We start from the raw sequence: 24309 nt of genomic DNA, 5'->3' as shown, positions 1-24309 counted from the left end.
AATGAAGTGAGGAGGTCTCCGGATGGAACAGTAGAAAAGAGCTTCAAAATGCTAAGTAGCTAGCGCAATTGCAGAACTGCGAGCCGGAAGGTTACAACCGTCGCAGAAGAGGCACGTGATCGCATTTTAATTCATGTTTAAGGAAGGGAGTTCTTTACGGTGTCAAACCCAGTTGTAGCTAAAAAAGGACCCGGTGTTCTGAGCAATCCATTCATCCGGACGGCCATGCTGTCGCATATGATGCTGCAAATCGGCATTTGGGTGCGGAACTTCGCCATCTTGCTATATGTGACGGAGCGGACGAATCATGATCCGGTCGCCATCTCGCTTATCTCCGTGGCGGAGTTCGCGCCAATCTTCGTCTTCTCCTTCGTCGGCGGCACCTTCGCGGACCGTTGGCGTCCCAAGTGGACGATGGTCAGGTGCGACCTGTTGTCCGCGATATCGGTCTGCGCGGTCTTGCTGACCTTGACATTCGAAGTTTGGGAAGCCGTATATTTCGCAACTTTCGTCTCGGCGGTGCTGTCGCAATTCTCGCAGCCGTCGATGATGAAATTGTTCAAGCGTCAAGTGCCGCCGGAGCAGCAGCAGGGCGCGATGGCGATGACGCAGACGCTGACCGGCGTGTTCATGGTGCTTGGACCCGCGCTCGGCGGGGCAATCTACGGCGCCTTCGGGATTGAGTCGTCGCTCGGCTTTACCGCTGTGGCTTTCCTGGCGTCCGCGCTTATCTTGATGCGTCTGCCGAAGGACGACGCGCCCTTGTCATCGGGCGGGGATCGGCGCCGGTTCGTGGCGGAGCTCGGCGACGGATTCCGGTACGTGATGCGCAGCAAAGTGCTTCGGACGCTTAGCATCACGTTCGCAATGGTCGGTCTATCGAGCGGCATCGCGAACACGCTCGGCATATTCGTCGTCACCGAGTTGCTCGGCAAGCCGGAGTCGTTCATGCAGTACTTCCAGATGGTGAACGGGGCGGCGGTGCTGGCCGGCGGGATTTCCGTGGCGCTCCTGGCCAAGAGAATGTCGCCGCCGCAGATGCTAATGCTCGCCCTCGTGTTCGATACGGCTGCCTTGATCGGCATGGGCTATTCGACGAACACCGCGCTCACGCTCGCGTTGAATGCCGTCGCGGGGTTCTTCTTCCCCGTCATTCAAGTGGCCATCAGCACGATGATGCTTCGGTGGACGGAAGGGGCTTTCATGGGGCGCGTCGGCGGTGTCATGATGCCGATGTTCACCGGCACGATGGTGCTCATGATGGCGGTCAGCGGGCCGATGCTCCATGTGTTCTCGCTGGGCACGATGGCGATTATTTCGGGTGCGTTCATGTTGATCGGCGGACTGCTGCAAGTGGTGATTATGAAAGAGCGCGAGCCTTCATTCGCGCAGCCGCCCCAGCCTTCGCAAGCATCGTCATCGGCCGTTTGAATGTTGCATCAAACGCCATCTAGGAAGACAAGGGCTAAGGGCTATCCTCCGGGATAGCCTTTTTTTGCTAATCCAATGGCAAAAGCTGTTTCTAAACAGAAGCTGGGAATCAACCGATATTTTATCCATCATCCAGAACATTCATCCAGAAGAGGAGATAAGCGATTATGAAACGTGTACGCCATATCGTAGTCCTGGCCTGCATCGCGCTGCTGCTGATTGCGTCGGGGTGCTCCGGCGGAGCGAATACCCCGTCCGCGCACGAGCAGAAGCAGTTGATCGGCCTTTCATTCCACAATCTGATCGACGAGCGCTGGCAGCGCGACCGCGACATGTTCGAAAGCAAGGCGGCCGGCCTTAGCGCGGACGTCATCACGGTCGAGGCGGGCGGCGACGAGCAGAAGCAGTTAAGCCAGATCGATCAGCTGCTCGAGCAGAATATCGACGTGCTGGTCGTCGTGGCCCAGAATACCGAGAACATGAAGCCCGCCGTCGACAAGGCGCGCGCCAAAGGCGTGAAGGTACTCTCCTACGCGCGCCTCATGAAGAACGCCGACGTTGATTTTTACGTGTCGATCGACAACGTGAAGGCCGGCGAAATGCAGGCGGAAGAGATTCTGAAGCTGGCGCCGTCGGGGAATTACGCTTACATCGGCGGCGGCGATACGGATAACAATGCCGTGCTGCTGCGCGATGGATCGATGAAAGTACTGAAAGCAAGCAGCGGCATTACGCTCGTTGGCGACGAATATTCGAAGGATTGGAACCCGGACGAGGCGCTCAAGCATATGCGGGAGATGCTCGCGAAGACGGGCGGCAATATCCAAGGCGTTGTCGCGGCTAACGATGGCACGGCCGGAGCGGCGATTCAGGCGCTCTCGGAGTATGGTCTGGACGGTAAGGTTCCGGTATCCGGCCAAGACGCCGAGCTGGCGGCGCTGCAGCGCATCGCGGCCGGCAAGCAGGCGATGACCATTTATCTCCCGATCGAGAAGATGGTCACCGCGACGGTAGAGGCGGCGGTCGAGCTGGCGCAGGGCAAGGAGCCAAAGGCGAACAACAAGGTGCCGAACGGGCTCAAGGACGTGCCGTCCAATCTGCTTGAGCCGGTCGTCGTCACGAAGGCCAATTTGAAGGAGACGGTTATCGATTCCGGATTTGCGCAGCTGGAAGACGTCTACAAGGATATCCCGAAGGATCAGTGGCCGGCTTCGTAACATCCGGCTTGCATCATTACACAGACAGGAGCTGACAACTTATGAGATTCACCATCCGGGCCAAATTGTTCAGCGGCTTCCTTGCCTGCGTCTGCTTGCTTCTGATCGGAAGCGTAACGGGGCTCTTGCAGATGAACGGTCTTGGCGCCACAGTATCAAAAGTAACCGGCACGAACTTGCAAAGCGTCATCCTCATCAACGATATGGGCCTGACCATGAAAAGCATGGAGAACAGCCTCCTTCAAATGATGAGCAGCACGAAATACAGCGAGCTTCAGGCGCTCAAGGCGTCTGTGCTCGAAGAGCAGAAGAAGATGGAATCGTTGCAGAGCCAGTACGCCGGATTCGCGCAGGACGAGACGATGAAGCGCGACTACTTCCAATTCAGCAGCGACTGGGAAGCATTCTCGGCTCAGCTGCCGTCGCTGCTGACGAGCCTTGCGTCGACGAACAAAGCCGACATCCCGGTGAGAACCGTCAACTACATGAAGTACTTGAGCAAAAAGGCGGGCGAATCGGTAAAGAGCCTCGTCGAGGTGAACCGCGCCCAGGCCTCGTCCGACGCGGATGCCGCGCAGAAGACGCTTAGCTCCGGCAAAACGATCGTGCTGATCATGGCCATCGCGGGCCTCGCGCTCGCCATGGTCGTCGCGACGTGGATCTCGATGCTGATCGGCGGCGCGATCCGGAAGATGAGAGCTTACGTCTCCCAGGTCTCGCAAGGCGATCTGACGGCGGTGCCGCCGGTAATTAAGACGCGCGACGAAATCAGCGACTTGGCCGAGTCTATGCAGATGCTCTCGACGAGCCTGCGCGAGAAGCTCTCGGATGTCATCATGGGCTCCCAACAGCTGGCCGCAACTTCGGAGCAGCTCACCGCATCGGCGGAGCAGACGGCCAAATCGACCGAAGTGATCACTCTTGCGGTGCAGGAGATCGCGCAGGGTGCCGAGCAGCAGGTGGGCACGATTCTGAAGTCGATCGGCTCTTCGGAGCAGCTGGCCGGCAGCGTCGATCATGTCAACGAATCGCTCGGCGCCGTATCCGAGAGGTCGACCCAGGCGATCAAGATGACCGAACGCGGCAATACGGTAATCGCGCAGTCGGTCGCCCAGATTGACGTCATCGCAAGCAAAGTGACGTCCTCCTCGGAGTATGTGTTCTCGCTCGGCCAGAAATCTGAACAAATCGGCAACATTGTCACGGTTATCTCCGGCATCGCCGGCCAGACGAACATGCTCGCGCTCAACGCGGCCATCGAAGCGGCGCGCTCCGGCGAGCACGGGCGCGGATTCGCGGTCGTAGCGGAAGAAGTTCGCAAGCTGGCGGTCCAATCCAGCGGCGCAGCCAGTCAAATCGCGGGCTTGATCCAGGAAATTCAAACCCAGATCCATCAAGCCATTCGCGCGATGGAGGAAGGCAATGACGCGGTGAAGGAAGGCATGGTCATCATCGGCGACGCCGGCTCCGCGTTCGAACAGATTCGCGCGTCCATCGTCGCGATGGACGGACGTTCGCAAGAGGCCGTGCGCGATGCGCATGCGATCCGCGCCGAGACGAATCAGGTCGCATCCGATCTGACCACGATCTCCAAGGTGGCGCAGGATGCTTCCCGCCATACGCAGGGCGTCGCGGCATCCGCGGAAGAGCAGAACGCTACAATGGAAGAGATCGCGGCAGCTTCGGCGATGCTCGCGCGGCTGGCCGAAGATCTGCAGGAGGCGCTCTCCACGTTCAAGCTGTAGATGGACGCGGGTGGTTGTCGCCGCGCAAGAACCGAGAATATCCATCAGGAAGTCCTCTTGTCCATCGAGACAGGCGGACTTTTTGTCGCTGCGTGAAGGGAGCGCGCTTTGCTGTTCGTGGAGGGACAAACATGTGCGTAGCGCGAAAGAAGGGTATTGTGCGAATGATGCAGGTTTGCGCCGATGGGGGCGTACTTGCTGCGGGATGCCGCACGTTGGCGATACACGCCATTTCGGCAAGCGGCTGCATCCCGTCTCCTCTTCGTGCTCAGGCCACTTTCAATATACCCAAATTCTACCATGAAACTGCATATTCCCTGTGCGATAATGACATCAAACGGAAGCGATTCCATCATAAAGGAGAAGATAGATGCCAACATTTACGATTCGAAAAATGCGCCAGCCCGAAGATTTCGCGGCCGCGGCGAAGCTGCTTAATTACGTCAACTCGGAGCCGACGACCGCCGAGCGGCTGGAAGAAGAAGAGAACCAAATCCCGCCGGGTCAGCTTCATTACGACGAAGAGGGCAAGTTGAAGGGATGGGATCGCCCGCAATGGGTAGCCGAGGATGAACAGGGAACGGTCATTGCTTATGCGATCGCATGGCGGGCGCCGTGGACCGAACCGGGCAGCCTTATTCATACGTTGGTCGTGCATCCCGATCATCGCAACGAAGGCGTAGGCGGCGCGCTATATGACACGGTGCGCGGATGGTCCGAAGAAGTGAAAGCTTCCCGCTTGATCGACTTCGGCATCCGGGAGACGGACGAGGTTTCGATCGCGTTCGCCGAACGCCGGGGATACGCGAAGGATCGGCATTCGTTCGAGTCCGTGCTGGAGCTGGCTTCGTTCGACGACGGACGGTTCGACGAAGCGATTCAAGCGGCGGAGCAGAGCGGCATCCGCTTCATTACGCTGGCCGACGAGCCGGGAGAGGCGAGCGAGCGGGAACTATACGAGCTATATAAGGTGACGCATCCGGACATCCCGGGCTATATCGGCGACTACCCATGGTTCGAGGAATGGAAGAAATGGAGTCTCGATCCGCCGGGCTTCCGTCCGGAATGGATTCACATCGCGAAGGACGGCGACCGCTACGTCGGCGTCGTCACGCTGCACCAGAACGAGCAGACGCAGGCGATGTATCACGACTACACATGCGTGCTGCCGGCGTATCGCGGGCGGCGCCTCGGACTCGCCTTGAAGGTGCTTGCCGCAAGGACGGCCCGCGCCCATGGCGTCCCTTACTTGCGGACGCATAACGATTCACTGAATGCGCCAATGCTGCGGATCAACCGGGATCTGCTGGGCTTCCGGGCGGAGCCTGGTTTGTACCGGATGGTGAGGGAGCTGCGTTCTTAGGCTCACCGCGAGGCGTTTGCGTTGAACGGATGGTTTTGCACGATGACCAAATGGAGCTTGCGATACACGGATGGACGGCGGCACACGACGACCATGGATGTTGGCATCGCACGGCATGATCGGCTGAACGTAAACGAACCGTCGGGCTTATTGCAGCTCGGCGGTGCGATTATGCGAAGCGGATTATCGGTACGACGAATTAGCAGAGAGCACCGGAAGCAGCGGGAAATCAGCAGGCTGAAGGAGAGTATAGGTAGCGAGAACACGGACTGGTCACCGCGAAAGACGCGGAGGGCGGTCCGTGTTTTTCGTCTTGAGTCGGTCGGCAGCGTCAGGATAAAATGGAATCTATGTCCAAATGGTAGATTCGTTGGAAGACTAGTGAGCAAAAAAATTTCGGGTAGAAGGGAACTATTTTCCACTCCACTCGTCTACTTGCCGAGGTGAACGAGTTGCAATTCGATTTTTTGAAGCATGTCACGGGCGGGCTGGACCGCGATGCCGTGCTGGGCGAGCTGATGCGAGAATACGGCAAGGACGTATGGAATTTCGCGTTCTTCCTGACGCGCAAGCGCGAGCTGGCCGATGACATCGCGCAGGACGTATTCGTGAAAGTATACGAGCGGCTGTATGATTTTCGCGGCCAATCTTCCGTGCGAACGTGGCTGCTGGCCATTACGCGCAATACGGCAATCGACGCGCTCCGCTCTTCGTGGCTAAAACGGGTGATTCTGCAGCCCGTCCGGATCGAACGGTCTGCCTCCCCGTCCGCTGAGGAGGAGACGATGCGGCGGCTTGCGGCGGACGAGCTGTGGGACACGGTGCTGAAATTGCCGCGCAAGCTGCGGGAGGTGCTGCTGCTTAGCAGCCACTACGGGCAGTCGATGCGCGAGATTGCCGAGCTGCTCGGCATCTCGGAAGGCACGGTTAAGTCGCGCTTGCACCGGGCCCGGGCGGCGGTCAACCGGAAGCTGGCGCGCGGCGCCGGCGGGGCTGCGGAGCGCGCGGGAGACCTTTCAGGAGAGGAGACGTGGACATGACCGAGCGGACGCTGGATTGGGAGAAGCGGCTCCGGGGAGAGCCGCCGATCGAGAACGGATTCACCTCGCAATCGGAACGAAAGGTGGGGGAGAAGATTCGCATGAAGACGAAAGAGCGGCGTTCGCCGTTTCGGATGGTCGCGGCCGCGATGAGCATCGCGCTGCTCGCTGGCGGCGGCTGGTATTTCAAGGACGATCTGCAGAAGTTGACGGCGCAGGAGGCCGCGCTGGATGTACCGGCCGCGCTTCGGAACGACCCGCTTGCGGATACGGCTGTGGAGCTGAAGGTGCAGCAAGATTCCATGTCAAGCTACCTGTTCGATATTTACGGGAAGAAGATGTTCATCATTCGCCACCCTTCGGTGAGCTTTCAGTCGCTAGAACCGCCGGCCACGGATGCATCGGGCGATGTGGCGAAGTGGGCCGAAGCTTTCGAGACATGGATGGATCAAGCCCGGCCGGACGTGCTCCAGCTGCCGTACAATCTGTATGCCGAGCTGGCGGCCAAAGGAAAGCTGCTATCCCTCGAATCGCGTATCCAGCGCACGGACGTCGATCTGGATGCTTATTACGAGCCGGTCACCGAGCTGCTGCGGTTGGGCGGAGGCGGCGAATTGTACGGACTGTCCGCCCGGTTCGATACGAACGTCGTCTACGTCAACAAGAAGCTATTCGCCTCTCGCGGCGTCGCGCTTCCTTCCGAGGACGGCATGACGGTGGATGAGATCTTGGCGACGGCGGCTCGATTCAGCGGGACGGGGGAAGCCGGCTTGTACGGACAGAACGGCAATCAGACGTATCAAATCGTGAATTTCTTGGGCGAGACGTCGGGTCTGCAATCGGTCGCGTACCAAGACGGCGCTTGGCGGGCGACGGTCGGCACCGATGCCTGGCAGGACCTATGGCGGAAGATGGCCGAAGGCGCCAAGGCGGGATGGCTGCAGCATGCGAAGCCGCTCGGGGACAATTACACGTTCGATGATCGAATGAAGCAGGATGCGTTCGCGCAGGGACAAGCGGCGATGACGATCGGCGGCGCGGCTTATGCGCATCTGCTGGAGGAATACAAGCAGCTGGTTCAAATTCAGGACGATTGGATCGCCGTGCCGATCAAGATCGCTTCCGGCGCGCCCAACGAAGATACCTTCCTTGAGCCGGGCACCGTCTATGCGGTGAACGCGGCTTCCCCGAACCAAGAGGCGGCTTGGGAGGTCGTGAAGTTCATGACCGGCCGGGAGTTCGGCAAGAAGCTGCTGTCGACGGGCGTCCAATCGGATCTGCTCAGCAGCCGGCTGGATGTGCTGGACGCCGCCGATCAGAAGCGTTGGGAGGCGTTCTATGCAGACTCGGCAGATCCGGCTCAAGCCTACAAGCAGCTGACCGCCGCGAAGCCGGGTTACTGGAGCGCGGCTGGCTTGCTCGCAGAGGCAGGCGCCAAGTATATGAAAGCCGTGGCGGATGACGAGCTGACGGTGGAGGAAGCGCTCAGACGCATGCAGGCCGAGTTGGATTCGGCGCTCGTCTCGCTCGGCGGGAAGGGTGCCATCCGATGACGGATGCGAAGCGGAGACGATCCAGTGCCGGCGCGTTACTCGCGATGCTGCTGGCGGCTGCGCTGCTCGGGGGTTGTGTAGAAGAGCGCGCGCCGGCGACGAAGGCGCCGATTAAGATCGCGGTCAAGAACGAGAGCTGGTATAGCTATCTCTACGGGGACTACATCGAAGCCGCGTTTCCCGACCAGCCAATCGAACTGATCGTGACGGAGCCGGACGACAGGCAACCGCCGACCTATGAGCAGTACAAGCGGCTGCTTGCGGAAGCGCAGCCGGATTTGATCATGGACGACCGGGATTTCTACCGAAGGCTGGCCGAGGATGGATTGTTGGCGGATTTATCGGCCCGGATGAAGGCGGACGGCATGGACGAAGCGCGGTATTTTCGCGGCATGACCGAGGGCATGCGGATCGGCGGCCAGCTTTACGGGCTGTCGCCTTGGTTCGATGCGTCGTTCCTGACGTACAACGAGGAGCTGTTCCGCCGGTACGGCATCGATCCGCCGCGAAGCGGGATGACGATGGCGGAGGTGCTGGCGCTCGCGGACGAATTCTCGCGGGCGGGCAGTGCGAAGGACGGGATCTACGGGTATCACGAGAATTTGCAGAGCATGCCCTATGATCACCTCTTCCTGTTTGCCTTCTGGGAAGGAATTCGGATGTACAATGTCGACTCGGGACAGGTGACGCTGAACACGCCGGCCTGGCAGCGCATTGCCGAAAGCATTGTCGACGCCTACCGTTCGGGGACGTTCTTCATGCAGAACATCGAGGGACGGGTGGAGGACGGCCGTACGTATTTTGATAAAGAGATGATGGAGGCGGGCGATCTGTTCGGACAGGGCAAGGCGGCGATGACGATCGGCAGTTACCGTTCGAGCGGGGCGTCGTTCAAGATCGGACAGGTCGCGGGACCGGTCAGCTCGGCGAATCCCGGACAATCGTCGACGATTACGCTGCATCAGTTCATGGGCGTCTCCTCATCGGCGGAGCAGCCCGATCGCGCGTGGGAGATGATCCGGTTCATGATGAGCGATTACGTCGCCAAGGCGAGCGCCGCCGTTGACGAGGACCGATTGTCGTCTAACCGGGCGTATTTGAACTACCGGCCCGATCCGGTCTTGTCGGCGGCGTACGAGCTGCTGCCCATGCCTTACGTCGAGACGAACCGTGAGGCGATGGACCGCTATGATTGGAGCTCGTTCGAAAAGTCCTTCGAGACGCTGATCGATGAGGAGTTCGCGAAGGCGATCAACGGCGAGCGGACAGCCGCGCAAGCGATGGCTACCATTCAGAAGGAGGGCCAGGCGCTGCTCGACGGCGCACGGCGCGACTAAAGGGATGGCTGGCGTCGGTCGGGAGTACCTGTTGGCGGGGCGGTGGGAAGTAGGGTTGATGCCGTACCGCGGCAGGACAAAAGAAGCATCCCCCAGGAGCGGCTATTAACGGAAGAACGGGCGGAGTTGAGGGGGATTGGGCTTGACGCTGCTGCGCGGCAGGACACAAAGTGATGCCGCCCGGGAGCGACTACTAGCGAAAGATCGGGCGGAATCGAGGGGGACTCGAGGTTAGGCGGATGGGCGAATGGAGCTGGAGAAGGAGTAACAGGGATGCGGACAAGCTGGCGATTGAACGAATATAGAGGGGTGAGCGGCTCGAAGGCATGGTTGCCTTTATGCGGAAGAGCGGCGCTGACCGCAGTCATGAGCGCGCTGCTGCTCATGCTCGCGACCGGATGCACCGAACAAGCGGCCATGCGGGAGCGGCCCGTGCTCAAGGTAGTTGCCGCGAGCCAACAAGAGTACGACCAATATTACGGGGATTACGTCGCAGCGGCTTTTCCGGAGCTCGAGGTGAAGATCATCGAGACGGCAGCGGCGTATCCGGACGGCATAACCGAGGCGCAGTATGAGCAGCTCCTTCAAGCCGAGCAGCCGGATTTGCTCTGTCTGTGGTTTAATCCGGCGATGTACCGGAGTCTGGCGGAGAACGGCGTGCTCGCCGATCTATCGGCGAGGATGCGAGCGGATGGCCTTGCGGAATCGGATTATTACGGCGGCATGATCGAAGAACTTCAGGTCGCCGGAACGCTGTATGGCTTCGCGCCGACGTTTCAGACCTCTTCGCTGGTGTACAATGAGGAGCTCTTTCAGCGGTATGGCGTAACCCCGCCGCGGGACGGCATCACGTCGGAGGAGATGTACGCGCTGGCGAACGAGTTCGCGATGGCAGGTAGCGGTAAGGATGACGTGACTGGGCTGCATTTGGATCATGTGGGCCAGCCGTTCGACCATCTGTGGAACTTCGGCATGCGGGAGGGCATGACGCTCTACAACATGAAGACCGGGAAGGTGACGATTGATACGCCGCACTGGGAACGTTTCGTTGGGACGCTGCTGCAAAGCTATAAGCTCGGTACGTTCTCGCTGTTGCCGGATGAAAATGGCATCGGCCTCGATCAGACTTTTAACGAAGGGCGGGCTGCGATGTCGATCGAGGTGTTCAACACGTCGGAGCTGTACACGTTCGCAGGCGTGGGAGCGGAGCGGGCTTTTCACGTCGGGAAGGCGGTAGGGCCGCTCAGTATGGACAGCCCGAATCGGAGCGACGACGTTTATTTCCCTGGCGTGGTGGCGATACCGGCATCCGCGAAGGAGCCGGAACTGGCCTGGACGGTGATGAAATTCCTGATGAGCGACTATATGGCGAAGGTGTGGAACGCCCTCTCGAACTCGAATCTTCCGACGAATCGCGCCTATATGAAGTATAACGACGACCCCGTGCTGCCGGCGCTGTACGAGCTGCTGCCGAAGCAGGCTTTCCCGCTGGATACGCTCAATGGCGATTATGATCCGAAGTTCTTGACGCGCTTCGGCGAATTGATTAATCGCGAATTCGAGAAGGCGGTCGCTAAGGGAAGTGGCGCGAAGGAAGTGGTGCAGACGCTCCAATCGGAGGGGCAGAAGCTGATGGATGCGCATAAGCTGGCGCCTGGAGCGCGAAAGAGCGGGGGATAGCGACTGAAGGGAGCGAGAAAGAGGGCTAGAGGTGCGATAGTGGCGCTAAGCCCTCTACAGGTTGCAAGCCCCCTAATGGCCGCACGATGAGAAAAAGCTGTACCGTAGGCGCAAACGTCCCGGGTACAGCTTTTATTCGTATTTTTGCTATAGGAGCGGTCGGTTCCGGGCCAAACGCCCGTCCCTATCAAAGCGGCTAACCGCCGGCATGTCCGCCTTTCATCCGCGCGATGAATCCGCTAATCGCGTAATAAGCCGCGCCTCGGACGGCCGATTGATCACGCAGGTCCGCGAACAGAATGCGCATCCGCTCCCGATGGAACGAGAGCGTGCGTGCGTTGACGGTCTCGGTCAGCGCATCCTCGATCCAGCGCTGCGCCCGGCTCATCCGGTTGCCGATAATGACCGCTTCCGGATTGAAGACGTTGACGATGTTGGCGATGCCGATGCCGAGCGATTCGCCGATTCCGCGGAACAGGCGAAGCACATCGGCGTCACCCGCTTCCGCGGCGCGGAGCAAGGCGCCCAAGTCGGCGTGTCCGAGCGCGGCGGCCTGCTCGAGCAGCGCGTTCTCCGAGGCATACAGCTCCCAGCAGCCGTGATTGCCGCAGCGGCAAGGCTTGCCGCCGCGTTCGATGGACAGGTGGCCGAGCTCGCCGGAGAAGCCGGAAGCGCCTTTGTACAGATCTTTGTGCAAAATGATGCCCGTGCCGATGCCGATGCCGACGCTTACGTAAATCTGATGCGCGATGCCGCGGCCTGCGCCGTATTTCTGTTCGCCCTGCGCGCCGGCGTTCGCTTCGTTGTCGATTGTCACCGGCACTCCGAAGCGGTCCGCCAGCCGGCGCTGCAGCGGCATATCCCGCCAGCCGAGGTTCGGCGCGAACAGGATGGCTCCCGCATCGTCCACGACGCCAGGGACGCCGACGCCAATGCCGACCAGACCATAAGGGCAGGCGGGGATGCGGCTTCGGAGGCTGTCGATGCAGTCCTCCAGCTGGCGAACGACGGTTGCTTCGTCCTTCGTGTCGACCGCCTGCTCGTGCTCGGCGACCACCGTTCCTTCGAGATCGGTCAGCACGCCGCGGATATAATTGACGCCGAGGTCGATCCCGACGGCGAAACCGGCCCTGGCGTTGAAGAGAAGAATGACGGGTTTGCGGCCGCCGCTCGATTCACCGGGCCCGGTCTCCACGACGAGACTCGCATCGATCAGATCCTGTACGAGGCTGGAGACGGTTGCTTTGTTCAATCCGGTCCGCTCCGAGATTTGCGCGCGAGAGAGCGGCGCATGCTTGAGCACGGCTTCAAGCACGATAGCGGTATTTATTTTTTTGATCATGGCGAGATCGCCGGTAGCTTTGGCTTTCATATTCGAAACACGCTCCATCGTTTATGACGCAAGGATGACCTAATGAAAGATTTGATGAAAAATCGAACGCTTGCGATCGAACATTACTAGTCGTATCGCGTACGGCAGCCTTATCGGCCATGCCGCTCATTGTAACATAGATTCAGCATAAAAAAAGTGTAACATAAACTTAGTTTGTTTAATAGACAAACTAAGTTGGTTCATGCTATGCTAAGTGCAGATCATAGAAAGACAGCGTTTTCAACAACGAGCAAAATACGCAAGCTTACCCGATCATTCCATCATCCCAAGGAGGCTATTCAAGATGTCGTACTTCAAAAATATCAACAAAATTCAATACGAAGGCAAAGGAACGGACAATCCTTTCGCGTTCCAACGTTATAATCCGAAGGAAGTCGTGCTCGGCAAAACGATGGAAGAGCATCTTCGTTTCGCGGTCGCTTACTGGCACACGTTCACGTACGGCGGCGCGGATCCGTTCGGCGTAAGCACATCGGTGCGCGGCTGGGATTACAGCGACGCGATGGACCAAGCGAAAGCCCGCGTCGAAGCCAACTTCGAATTCCTCGAGAAAATCGACATTCCGTTCTACGCCTTCCATGACCGCGACATCGCGCCGGAAGGCGAGACGCTGCAGGAGACGAACAAGAACCTGGACGTCATCGCGGATCTGCTGGAATCCAATATGAAATCCACGGGCAAGAAGCTGCTCTGGAACACGGCGAACATGTTCACCAATCCGCGGTTCGTCCATGGCGCGGGCACGACTTCCAATGCCGACGTATACGCATATGCCGGCGCGCAGCTGAAGAAGTCGCTTGAGATCGGCAAACGCCTTGGCGCAGAGAACTATGTATTCTGGGGCGGCCGCGAAGGCTACGAGACGCTGCTTAACACGGACATGGCCCTTGAGCTCGACAACCTGGCGCGCCTGCTCCACATGGCGGTAGCTTATTCGAAGGAAATCGGCTTCGACGCCCAATTCCTGATCGAGCCGAAGCCGAAAGAGCCGACCAAGCACCAATACGACTTCGACGCGGCGACGACGATCGCGTTCCTGCAGAAGTATGGCCTGAAAGACTACTTCAAGCTGAACCTCGAAGCGAACCACGCGACGCTCGCAGGCCATACATTCGAGCACGAGATCCGCACAGCCGCGATTAACGGCATGCTTGGCTCGCTCGACGCGAACCAAGGCGACCTGCTGCTCGGCTGGGATACCGACGAGTTCCCGACTGACCTGTATGCGACGACGCTCACAATGTTCGAAGTGCTCAAAGCCGGCGGTATCGGCCGCGGCGGCGTCAACTTCGACGCGAAAGTTCGCCGCGGTTCGTTCGAGAACGAGGATCTGTTCCTTGCGCATATCGCGGGCATGGATTCGTACGCGTGGGGCCTCAAAGCCGCTGCCAAGCTGATCGAAGAGAAGGTGCTCGACAATATCGTCGACAACCGCTACCGCAGCTTCAAGGAAGGCATCGGCGCGGACATCGTCTCCGGCAAGGCGACGCTGCACACGCTGGAGCAATACGCGCTGCAGAATAACCCGATCATCAACGAGTCCGGCCGCCAAGAGCGCATCAAACTGCTGCTGAACGAAGTCATCTTCAGCGTCTAATAGGGGGCGAAACGCGCATGTCTTACGTCATCGGCATCGACCTTGGCACAAGCGCGGTGAAGGCGCTGCTCCTCGATCGGAGCGGCGCGCTCGTCGCCGAAGCTTCGCGCAGTTACCCGCTCTTCCATGAGCATGCGGGATGGAGCGAGCAGCGTCCTGACGACTGGGTGGAGGCGACGCTTGCCGCCCTGGCGGAACTGGCGCAAGCCCCGGGGGTGACCCCCGAGGCGATCGAAGGGATCAGCTTCTCCGGCCAAATGCACGGCCTCGTGCTGCTGGACGCGGCAGGCAATCCGGTGCGCAATGCGATTCTGTGGAACGACACGCGCACGACGCGGCAGTGCCGCCAGATCGAAGAGACGCTCGGCGAGAAGCTGCTGCGCATCACGCGCAATCCGGCGCTCGAGGGCTTCACGCTGCCGAAGATTCTGTGGGTGAAGCAGCATGAGCCGGAGGCGTTCGCTAGCTCCGTCTCGTTCTTGCTGCCGAAAGATTACGTCCGCTACCGGCTGACCGGCAAGCTGCATATGGACTACTCCGATGCGGCGGGCACGCTGCTGCTGGATATCGGGGCGAAGACGTGGAGTGGCGACATTCTTGCGGCGTTCGAGCTGCCGGACGGCTTCTGCCCGCCGCTTGCGGAATCGCACGGGCTGGTCGGCACGCTGCTGCCGGAGTCGGCGAAGGCAGCCGGTCTGCCGGAGACGACGAAAGTGTTCGCCGGCGGTGCGGATAATGCGTGCGGCGCGATCGGCGCGGGCATTCTGTCCGAAGGGCTCACGATGTGCAGCATCGGCACCTCCGGCGTCATTCTCTCCTATGAACCGGATGCAAGCGCGGATTACAAAGGCAAGGTGCATCTGTTCAACCACGGTAAGGAGAACGCCTATTACGCGATGGGCGTGACGCTCGCCGCCGGTTACAGCCTGAGCTGGTTCCGCGAGACGTTCGCCAAAGGCGAGCCGTTCGACTCGCTGCTCACGGGCGTCGGAGACATTGCGCCGGGCTCGGGCGGCCTCTTGTTCGCGCCGTACTTGGTCGGCGAACGGACGCCGCACGCCGATTCGCAGATCCGGGGCAGCTTCATCGGCATCGATGGCTCGCATACCCGGGCGCATTTTGCCCGCGCTATTATGGAAGGGATCACGTTCTCGCTGCATGAGTCGGTTGATATGTTCCGGGCGGCCGGCAAGACGATCGACAAGATCGTCTCCATCGGCGGCGGCGCGCAGAACCCGGTATGGCTCCAAATGCAGGCGGACATCTTCGGCGCGGACGTCGTGGCGCTCGCAAGCGAGCAGGGACCGGGGCTTGGCGCCGCGATGCTCGCGGCTTATGGATGCGGCTGGTTCGCAAGTCTGGACGATTGCGCGCAAGCGTTCGTCTCGCATGCAGCCGTCTATCATCCGCAGCCGGAGGCGTCGGCGCAATATGCCGAATTGTTCCGTCTTTACCAGCAAATCTATGCAACCACGCGCGATCTCAACCACGCGTTGAGTCAATTCCGCTAACGTTTGTCAAGTCTCGTCTACCGCTTTGGGAGCAGGGAAAACTTCCTGCTTCCGAAGCGGTTTTCTTTTATCCGATACTCTAACTTCTGTCGATCGCGTTGTCGATATTCTCCCTATGAGATGAACAAGTCGCAACTAGATGGGAGCAGGAGGAGACTTAGAATGAAGCGGATTACTATCAAAATGAAGGTCGGAACGAAGATTTCGCTGTCCTTCGTCGTCGTGATCGGACTAATGGGCACGATGGCGTACAGCGCGTATAACAGCAGCCAGAATACGGAAGATCAAATGATCCTGTTCGCCAACAACCGGGTGCAGGCGGTGGAGAGCGTACACGAGATGAAATACGGTCTCGAGCGGCTGCAAGCGATCGGGATGATGGCGGCTAACGCGAAGGACGAAACGCAGGCGAAACAACTGATGGAAGAGCGCGGCGAGCTGTTCGCCTGGATGGGCGAGCAGATCGAAACGTACAAGAAATACGCGATTGGCGATAACGAGACCAAGCTCATCGGCCAGATCGAAGAGACCTATAAGGGATTGACGCAGATGCTGTCCAGCGGGCAACATATCTCCATCGAGGATAGCATGGCGACCTACAAAACCTACCAGGAAATCATTCAGAAGCTGGATGACGAGAACGGCACCAATACGGAAGCGATGCTCGCAGATGCGATCAAGGGCTCGGATGAAGGCCAGGTGTCCACGTTGGCGTTCGGCGGTATCGCGGTAGCCGTGGCCATTCTTATCGTGCTTATCCTGACGCGCAACTTGATCCGTCCGCTGCGCATCGTACGCGACCGGATGCTCGAAGTCGGCGATGGCATGCTGACATCGGAGCCGCTGCAGCTTACGCGCGTCGATGAATTCGGCGAGCTGGCCGAAGCCGCGGACAAGATGGTCGCGAATCTTCGTACGATCGTTCTGAAGACCGCCGATTATTCCAGCGAGCTGGCCGTTGCGGCAAGTATGCTGTCCGAGAGCGCGGAAGGCACAAGCAAGTCCGCGGCTGGCATTAAGGACACGATCGGCCAAGCGGCGGCAGGCGCCGAGCAGCAAGGACACGGCGCAGGCGAGACGGCGCGCGCGATGGAAGAGATGTCGCTCGGCGTGCAGCGCGTGGCAGAGTCTGCTGGCGACGTCAGCGACAAGTCCACTGAAGCGAAGCAGGATGCCGAGCAAGGCCAGCGTTCGATCGTCAATGCCGGCGACCGCATGGATGCGGTTATCGCGGCGACCGACCATCTCTCCCAGCTGATCAAACACCTGGAAGAGCGCAACGAGCAAATCGGCAGCTTGGTCGATCAAATCAACAACATTGCCCGTCAAACCGGCGTTCTGGCGCTGAATGCGGGCATCGAGGCGGCGCGCGCAGGCGAGCATGGACGCGGATTCGCGGTCGTCGCGGGCGAAGTTCGCCAGCTGGCGGCGCAATCGCAGACGGCGGCGACATCGATCGTCGAAGTGATCGGCGAGATTCAAGAGAGCACGAAAGCGGCCAGCGAAGCGATGGACAAGGAGCTAGGCGAAGTGAACGAAGCCAGCCGCGCCGTGAAGCTCGCGGGCGCTCAATTCGCGAAGATCGTGAAATCCGTGCAAGAGATGGGTACGCAGGTCGAAGAGACGCTGGCGGTTGCGGAAGAAATGTCGGCCAGCTCGCAAGAGGTCAGCGCGTCGGTGAACGAGCAGGCTTCGATTGCGACCCAGCTCTCCCGTTCCTTCAAATCCGTCACGGACCGCGCCGAGGAGCAGGTGTCCTCGATGACGCAGATCAGCGCGTACACGCAAGAGTTGACGCGCATCGCGAAGGAGCTGCAAGCCACGGTTCACCGTTTTCAACTGAAATAAGGAATTTTCCGGAACTTACTGTGCCCCGGCCTCGTTTAAGGATTATCTTGAACGTTAGGACGGGGATTGCCATGAACGTATTGACCGTAAACATCGCGGAAGCAGGCTACGAGCAAGATAAGCCTGTCATTCGCGATGTTTCTTTTTGTGTCGGGGCAGGCGAGCTGGTCGGCTTGATCGGTCCCAACGGGGCGGGCAAAAGCACGACGGTTAAGGCGCTGCTCGGCCTGCTGCGGAATGTGAGAGGGGAGGTTGCGTTCGGCGGCGGAGAGCGCCGCTGCGCTTACGTGCCGGAGCAGCCGGTGCTCTACGAGTACATGACGCTATGGGAGCACATGCAGCTGGCGGCTAGCGTGCACGGCCTGGAAGACCGCGTCTTCACGGCGCGCGCGTGCGAATTGCTTCGCTTATTCCGCATGGAGCAGGACCGCGACCGTCTGCCGACCGGTTTCTCGAAGGGGATGCAGCAGAAAATGATGCTCATCATCGGGTTTATGCTGAAGCCGGATCTCTACGTCGTCGATGAACCGTTCGTCGGCTTGGATCCGCGGGCGACGAAGGACTTCTTGACGCTGCTAAGCGAAGAGCGGAAGCGGGGAGCCGGCGTGCTTATGAGCACGCACGTATTGGATACGGCCGAGCGCATAAGCGACCGGTTCGTGCTCATTAATGAAGGGACGGTCGTGGCGGGCGGCACGCTGGCCGAGGTGCGGAATCAGGCGGGCTGCGGCACGGATGCGCCGCTGTTCGACTGCTTCTATGCGCTCACTTGACCGGGGAAGGAGCGATCAAGCATGACAATGGCAGGCAGTGATTCCATGGCGCATGCATGGACGATTAAACGGCTATTTTATAAAAGGGTATCGCGTTATTGGAAAGAACAACGGCGAGTATGGGGAACCGTCGTCGATTGGGTCGTGTTCTGTTATTTGTTGTTCCCGCTGCTGATAGCGGGCGTGGTCTATGCGGGATGGTGGGCGGACCCGCCGGCATGGATGGCCGCCGCGCCGCTCTGGGCGGCTCAGCTGCCGCCGATGCTGCTCGCGCTTGGCGCAAGGTTGCGTACATTCGCGGAAGACGCCGACGTGCTGTTCCTGCAGCGGAGTGCGTGGAGGCGCGGACTGCTCACCTATGGGTTCGCTTATACGGCAGCAGTGTTGGCCGTGCCCGTAATATTGATCTATGCGCTCTTGTTGCCGTTCCTGATAGGTGTGCATGGTCTACAGATTCCCGAGGTCGCGCTGCTGCTCGTGGCTACCTGGTCAGTCTCGCTTGCTGGGGGGCTGTTGCGCAATCGCATACTCGGGCGATTCCGAGGCTTCCGAAAGGTAATAAGCATCGGGGCGGCAAATGTGCTGCTTCTGCTGGCGCTGCTGTTCCCCGCATTCCTGACCGGCGGGGCTCAGAATGCGGCGTGGCTGGGCTGTACGCTCTGCGGCGTGGCGACAGCAAGCCTTCTACTGCGCGGCAAGCTGCGCCAAGACGGCGACTTCGCCTCCGATGTGCAGCTCGAGCATGCGGCCAAACTCTCCAGTACGGCGTTCCTCGTTCGCGACGCCGTGGCGCGCAAACCGCTCATCCGGCTCGATAAGCCGCTGCTCTTCCGGCGATCGCAGCGGCTGTTCCGATCCACCGCGCCGTCTGTCGTGCTGGCGGAGCATGCGCTCAAATGGTTTCTGCGTCAATGGATGATGATGCGGTATTGGTTCGGCTTTCTGAGTCTAGGGATGTTCGCCGTCAGCCAATCTCCGTTGTTCGCTCAGATTGCGCTGGTGCTGGGGATTCCGCTGCTCGTTAACATGATGGTCCATAACTATCCGCTTAATTTCACGGGCGAAGCTTTCGTTAGGCAGTTTCCCTGGGAGGATCGAGATCTTCGCGCGGCAGGCGAACGCACGAGACTGCTGCTTGTTGCCCCCATTGCGGTGGTGCTCGGCGCCGTCGCGGGCTATGATGGTTTCGGACTGCTGGGCATGACGGGGGGCATTCTCTTCTCGGCGATCTATATCTGGCTCGTCAATAATCTGACCGCTGCCTTCGGGCAGCTGCGCGCGATGCGGAACAGTTGAGCGTCCTCGAGCGTCACCCACGGCATGCATGGGTTTGGCGGCGCGCGGGTACATTAAGGAAGATGGAATAAGGGCAAGAGATACCCCACGCGGAAAGGAGTCAAGCTCGCATGCAACATGATACTGCTTTGCTGTTTCAATTCCCCGACGAGGCGATGGCCGCGCTTGCGGCCGATACGTTGATGGAGCTTGGCTACGAACCGGACGTGCGCGGAGGAACAGAGGTCCACATCCACCTGCATGGGAGCGACCTGACGTCCGCGCTCGAGATCGCGCAGTCGCACGGAGGCGTCATGAGCGGCCAAACGAGGTTGGACGAGAACGCCATCACGGCGAGCGCCTACAGCCTCGACGCGATTACGATTCCGGCGCATATCGTCAATGAGGATCTGATCGCCCGCGAGGAGGCGGAGATGGGACTTCGCAACCATGACGAGGATGCCGTCGATCCGGACATATTCACGCCCGATGCCGGAACGTACGACCATTTCTCCGGAGACGTACATACCTGAGCGAGCGGGCTAATACGCAAACCCCCGGCAAGGCTGACGCCTTCCGGGGGTTTGCTGCTGCTTATGGGGTTATTTCCGCTTGGCCGCGCGGCGGCCTTTGGATTTGGGATTCGCGCTGGATTTGTCGCCGGCGATGTTCGCGTGGCCGCGACCATCGTGATGGCCATGGTGATGACCGTGGTGCGTACAGTCCTCTTCACGCTCGACGACTTGGACGACTTTCTCGAATACCGGCACGCAATGATGGCGGTTAACGACCTCCACGATCTGCACGACTTGGACGCGCTGCGGGTGGAAGAAGTCGCGAACGACGCGGATCGGCGGGTCGAATACCGTTTCGGTCGGACATACCGGGTTGCAATGATGATGGTTGCAGGACATTCAGGCAGGGCTCCCTTCCATTTGGATTACTATACGATATGTAATCCCTATGGACAACGCTTGTGCAGCTGCCTTGATGGCTATTCGCGGAGCCGCGCCGCGCTCAGTCCCGCCGCGTAACCGGACGAGAACGCGGCGGTAATGTTATACCCGCCGGTGTACCCGTGAATATCGAGAATTTCACCGCAGAAGTACAGTCCTCTCACCAGCTTGGAGCCCATCGTCTTCGGGTCGATCTCCTTCAGATTCACGCCGCCGCCGGTTACGAACGCATCTTCGATGGATAGCGTGCCGTAGGCGCGGAGCGGGAACGCCTTCGCCAATTTGGCCAGCTCCATCCACAGCTGCTTCGGGATATTATCATACGTGACCTGCTCGTCCAAGCCAGCCTGCGCAAGCAGCAGCGGCACGAGCCGCTCGGGCAAATAGTTCTTGAGGACGTTCTTCACGGCTTTCTTCGATTCCGCTTGCGCAAGCGTCAGCGTCTCCTTGTAGATCTCGTCCGCGCTCTTGTCCGGCAGCAGATCAATCGTCATCTTGACGTTGCCGGTGCCGAACTGCTTCAGCGCCTTGACGACGAACTGGCTGCAGCGCAGCGCCGTCGGCCCGGAGAGGCCGAAGTGGGTGAAAATCATATCGCCGCGGTGCTCGATGATCCGCTTGCCCTTCGGATTCCAGACGGAGAGCCCGATATCCCGCAGCGACAGCCCTTGCAGCTCTTTCGTCTGGATGAACGGCTCGTTCGAGGTAATCGGCACTTCCGTCGGGAACAGCTCCGTAATCGTATGGCCGGCTTGCTCGGCCCAAGCGTAGCCGTCGCCGGTCGAACCTGTATGGGGAACCGACTTGCCGCCGGAGGCGACGATGACGGCGGTGCTTGAGATCGTCTCGCCGTTCTTCAGCCGAACGCCGCGGACTTCCCCGCCATGATAGAGCACTTCCTTCACGGGGGCGTTGACCTTAATCTGCACGCCGAGCTTGCGTACCTGTCCGACCAGCGCGTCGACGACGGTCTTCGCCCGGTCGGAGACAGGGAACATCCGTCCGTTGTCTTCTTCCTTGAGCGCAATGCCCAGACTCTCGAAGAACGCGATAATATCCTTATTGCCGAAGGCGTTCAGCGCGCTGTATAGAAACTTCCCGTTGCCGGGAAGATGGCGGATCAGCTCGTCCAGCTCTTTATTGTTCGTCACGTTGCATCTGCCTCCGCCGGAGATGCCGAGCTTGCGCCCCAGCTTGTCCCCTTTGTCCAGCAGCAGGACGCGGGCGCCCCGGCTGCCCGCCGATACGGCGGCCATCAGCCCGGCGGAACCGCCTCCGATGATGATTACGTCATAGTTCAATTTGCTCACCTGCTCGTTAGAAATCCTACTCATCATACTATCCGGATTCGCTAGCGTCCACTCTTCTTAAACTTGAATAATTGTATTTATTTGTATGCCGATAGGTTGTATAGTAGGGGCATGGAGAAACGGCGCTTGTATAGCGCCAAAGACCAACCGCCAATATGCATGGAGTGCAGGCTAATGATCATCCCCGTAACGCGCGACCGGAACAACGAATCCCCGGTCGTTCTGCTGGAAGCGGCCGATATTCTGTATATCGAATCCGCGAACGGCGCGCTCGTTTTCCATACGTTGACCGACAGTTACTATCCTCTGGCCCCCTCGCTTACAACGTATGTCAAGCATCTTCAATCTTGCGGATTCCACAAGCTCGACCGGATTAACCTCGTCAACAAGCGCAAAGTCGTCCGATACGATCATGAGCAGGGCAAAGTATTCTTCTCCTCTCCCGAGGGCGCGCCCGCCAAGTCCACGACAGTCGCCTACATGCGCCGGGGAAGGCTGCGGCACGAAATCCAGCGATGGATCGACCGCAATACGCAAGACACGTAAAGGGCCATATTGAACGTTTCTGAGGGGGAGACCTGATCTAACGTGTGGAAGCAAACCCTATTGCAAATGATCGCGGCCTCGGTGCCCTACTTCGCTTTTCAAATCTGGCACGACCGGACAGCTTTGCGAAGAAGCAAACCATTCTACCTGGCAATGTTCTCGATTTGCTCCCTACTCGTCGGTTTCGTCGTCTGTACGGCGGAGAATCGGCTGGATATGGGTTTTCCGTTCATCCCCCTGTTTATCGGCTCCCTATACGGCGGTCTTGGCGCGATGACGGTTCTCGGTTCTGTATTTGCGGGCGCAAGGCTGCTTCACGACGGGCTAGCCGCCTGGTCGCTGATGGAACTGGCGGGCTCGGCGGCGCTCGTCATGCCGTTGTTGTTCTACTGGAGCGGACCGGCTTTCAGGAACAAAAGCAGGCGCGGCAAGCAGCTCATCCTCGCCGCCTTAATGACGGGGGTGATCGTCGTGCATCTGACGGTATTCACGTTGTACCCGGATGCATCGGGACTGTCATTCCCATCGCTTGCAGCTCCGCATGGATGGACGTATATCTTCCTCTATTACGCAACCGCATCGATGATCGTCTACTTAATCGAGAATTACATGGAGCGGTTGCAGCTGCACGAGAACTTGTCGCAATGGATGGCGCAGTACCGCATCGAGTCGCAGAAGTTGAAACAGTTCGTCGAGGAGCATCCATTCGGCGTTATTTTCGCGGAACGAAGCGGGATGATCTCCCATCTGAACGAGCGGGCGAGGAAGATGCTTCAGGCGCGGGAGACGGACGGCGAGCTGCTCGGCAAGCCTTTCGCGGCGCTTGGCAGTTATGCATCGGGCCCGGTGCTGACCAAGCTGCTGGAACAGTCGCTGGCCGGGCGTGCGGGGGCAACGGAATACGCGCGGGAGCAGAGCAAGATTTACGCGTGCACGGGTATCAGCATTCGCGATCCCCGCGGCGATGTCATCGGCGCGGCTGTGCTCGCCCAAGACGTAACGGAGCTTCGTCTGCTGCAGGGCGAGGCGGAGCGAATGGAGCGGCTCAGCCTGGTCGGCCAAATGGCGGCGAGCATCACCCACGAAATCCGCAATCCGATGGCGGTCATCCGCGGCTTCATTCAATTGATGCGGGAGCGCAGTCCGGAGAATCAGCGGGACTACTTCCGCATCGTGATGGACGAGCTGGACCGGGCGAACGGCATCATCAACGACTTTCTCTCGATGGCTCAAACCCGGCTTAGCGAGCGGGCCCCCGTGTCGCTGCATGAACTTGTCGCCGAGCTGCTGCCGCTGCTGATGGCCGATGCCAACATGAGAGGGCTGCAGGTCGAGCTGGAGCTGGCCGGCGAGATGCCGCTGTTGATGCTGAACGCGAAGGAAATCAAGCAGCTCATCCTCAATTTGTGCCGCAACGGCATGGAGGCGATGGAGCAGCAGAAGGGGACGCTTCGGATCCGCACGCTCGTCACCGCGGCCGATATCGAGCTGCAGGTGGCCGACGAGGGGCACGGCATCCCGCCTGATCGGCTGGAGCGGCTGTTCGAGCCGTTCTTCACAACCAAGACGCAAGGGACGGGCTTGGGGCTTGCGATGTGCCTGGGCATCGCCGAGCGTCATGGCGGCACGATCCGGGTCGAATCCGAGCCGGGCGTCGGCACGACGTTCACCGTGCGCTTCGATCGTACCGCCGGCGGATAGTTCCCCTTTGCGGCGCGCATAATAGCCGTTGGA

Annotated in this window: 19 protein-coding genes; 16 read left to right on the top strand and 3 right to left on the bottom strand. The window is 59.6% G+C overall.

The genetic code is table 11. The features are described 5' to 3' along the window. Nucleotides 1-159: 159 nt before the first annotated feature. From ACFFSY_RS02345 to ACFFSY_RS02310, 8 genes are all read left to right on the top strand, one after another. Nucleotides 160-1431, top strand: a complete 1272-nt coding sequence (locus tag ACFFSY_RS02345) for an MFS transporter (protein ID WP_377489288.1) — start codon at nucleotides 160-162, stop codon at nucleotides 1429-1431. Nucleotides 1432-1598: 167 nt separating this feature from the next. Continuing rightward, nucleotides 1599-2648, top strand: a complete 1050-nt coding sequence (locus tag ACFFSY_RS02340; protein ID WP_377489285.1) for a sugar ABC transporter substrate-binding protein — start codon at nucleotides 1599-1601, stop codon at nucleotides 2646-2648. A 41-nt stretch (nucleotides 2649-2689) separates the two neighbouring features. Next, nucleotides 2690-4393, top strand: coding sequence for a methyl-accepting chemotaxis protein (locus tag ACFFSY_RS02335; RefSeq protein WP_377489282.1), 1704 nt, complete (start codon nucleotides 2690-2692; stop codon nucleotides 4391-4393). Nucleotides 4394-4763: 370 nt separating this feature from the next. Then, nucleotides 4764-5756 carry a GNAT family N-acetyltransferase gene (locus ACFFSY_RS02330; protein WP_377489279.1) on the top strand — a complete coding sequence of 331 codons (993 nt, stop codon included), beginning with the start codon at nucleotides 4764-4766 and terminating at the stop codon, nucleotides 5754-5756. Between the two features lie 443 nt (nucleotides 5757-6199). Continuing rightward, the gene (locus ACFFSY_RS02325) at nucleotides 6200-6796 is read left to right on the top strand and encodes an RNA polymerase sigma factor (RefSeq protein WP_377489276.1); all 597 of its coding nucleotides are present in this window, start codon (nucleotides 6200-6202) and stop codon (nucleotides 6794-6796) included. After that, a complete protein-coding gene (locus ACFFSY_RS02320) occupies nucleotides 6793-8349 on the top strand; it encodes an ABC transporter substrate-binding protein (protein ID WP_377489273.1) in 1557 nt (518 codons plus the stop codon). The genes ACFFSY_RS02325 and ACFFSY_RS02320 overlap by 4 nt, the downstream gene beginning before the upstream one ends. Beyond that, nucleotides 8346-9686: an ABC transporter substrate-binding protein gene (locus ACFFSY_RS02315; protein ID WP_377489270.1), complete on the top strand. Its 1341-nt coding sequence runs from the start codon at nucleotides 8346-8348 to the stop codon at nucleotides 9684-9686. The genes ACFFSY_RS02320 and ACFFSY_RS02315 overlap by 4 nt, the downstream gene beginning before the upstream one ends. A gap of 273 nt (nucleotides 9687-9959) precedes the next feature. Further along, nucleotides 9960-11366: an ABC transporter substrate-binding protein gene (locus ACFFSY_RS02310; RefSeq protein ID WP_377489267.1), complete on the top strand. Its 1407-nt coding sequence runs from the start codon at nucleotides 9960-9962 to the stop codon at nucleotides 11364-11366. Between the two features lie 196 nt (nucleotides 11367-11562). Here the strand turns inward: ACFFSY_RS02310 and ACFFSY_RS02305 are convergent, their stop codons facing one another. Then, the gene (locus tag ACFFSY_RS02305) at nucleotides 11563-12738 is read right to left on the bottom strand and encodes an ROK family protein (RefSeq protein ID WP_377489264.1); all 1176 of its coding nucleotides are present in this window, start codon (nucleotides 12736-12738) and stop codon (nucleotides 11563-11565) included. Between the two features lie 304 nt (nucleotides 12739-13042). Between ACFFSY_RS02305 and xylA the strand changes: the two genes are divergently transcribed. The 6 genes from xylA to ACFFSY_RS02275 all read left to right on the top strand — a co-directional run bounded on the left by xylA (nucleotide 13043) and on the right by ACFFSY_RS02275 (nucleotide 20296). Next, nucleotides 13043-14356 (top strand): xylose isomerase, encoded by a 1314-nt coding sequence (gene xylA / locus ACFFSY_RS02300; RefSeq protein WP_377489261.1) that lies wholly within the window; start codon nucleotides 13043-13045, stop codon nucleotides 14354-14356. Nucleotides 14357-14373: 17 nt separating this feature from the next. Next, entirely contained in the window at nucleotides 14374-15867 is a 1494-nt protein-coding gene (xylB, locus tag ACFFSY_RS02295) for a xylulokinase (protein WP_377489258.1), read from the top strand. 162 nt (nucleotides 15868-16029) lie between these two features. Then, on the top strand, nucleotides 16030-17715 hold the full coding sequence (locus ACFFSY_RS02290) for a methyl-accepting chemotaxis protein (protein WP_377489255.1): 1686 nt from the start codon (nucleotides 16030-16032) through the stop codon (nucleotides 17713-17715). Nucleotides 17716-17786: 71 nt separating this feature from the next. Beyond that, a complete protein-coding gene (locus tag ACFFSY_RS02285; protein WP_377489252.1) occupies nucleotides 17787-18488 on the top strand; it encodes an ABC transporter ATP-binding protein in 702 nt (233 codons plus the stop codon). A 21-nt stretch (nucleotides 18489-18509) separates the two neighbouring features. Beyond that, the gene (locus ACFFSY_RS02280; protein ID WP_377489249.1) at nucleotides 18510-19784 is read left to right on the top strand and encodes an ABC transporter permease; all 1275 of its coding nucleotides are present in this window, start codon (nucleotides 18510-18512) and stop codon (nucleotides 19782-19784) included. A 110-nt stretch (nucleotides 19785-19894) separates the two neighbouring features. Next, nucleotides 19895-20296 (top strand): hypothetical protein, encoded by a 402-nt coding sequence (locus ACFFSY_RS02275; RefSeq protein ID WP_377489246.1) that lies wholly within the window; start codon nucleotides 19895-19897, stop codon nucleotides 20294-20296. Between the two features lie 69 nt (nucleotides 20297-20365). Here the strand turns inward: ACFFSY_RS02275 and ACFFSY_RS02270 are convergent, their stop codons facing one another. Next, a complete protein-coding gene (locus tag ACFFSY_RS02270) occupies nucleotides 20366-20677 on the bottom strand; it encodes a hypothetical protein (protein WP_377489243.1) in 312 nt (103 codons plus the stop codon). 80 nt (nucleotides 20678-20757) lie between these two features. Continuing rightward, nucleotides 20758-22020: a BaiN/RdsA family NAD(P)/FAD-dependent oxidoreductase gene (locus ACFFSY_RS02265; protein WP_377489240.1), complete on the bottom strand. Its 1263-nt coding sequence runs from the start codon at nucleotides 22018-22020 to the stop codon at nucleotides 20758-20760. Nucleotides 22021-22203: 183 nt separating this feature from the next. Between ACFFSY_RS02265 and ACFFSY_RS02260 the strand changes: the two genes are divergently transcribed. Both ACFFSY_RS02260 and ACFFSY_RS02255 read left to right on the top strand, forming a co-directional pair. Next, nucleotides 22204-22575, top strand: a complete 372-nt coding sequence (locus tag ACFFSY_RS02260) for a LytTR family transcriptional regulator DNA-binding domain-containing protein (protein WP_377489237.1) — start codon at nucleotides 22204-22206, stop codon at nucleotides 22573-22575. Nucleotides 22576-22617: 42 nt separating this feature from the next. Beyond that, a complete protein-coding gene (locus tag ACFFSY_RS02255; RefSeq protein WP_377489234.1) occupies nucleotides 22618-24276 on the top strand; it encodes a two-component system sensor histidine kinase NtrB in 1659 nt (552 codons plus the stop codon). The last annotated feature ends 33 nt before the right edge of the window (nucleotides 24277-24309 follow it).

Source organism: Paenibacillus aurantiacus, from assembly GCF_042431225.1.
Lineage (GTDB): Bacteria > Bacillota > Bacilli > Paenibacillales > Paenibacillaceae > Paenibacillus_Z > Paenibacillus_Z aurantiacus.
The sequence above is the reverse complement of the archived record's forward strand: the minus strand, read 5'-3'. Positions and strand labels throughout refer to the sequence as shown.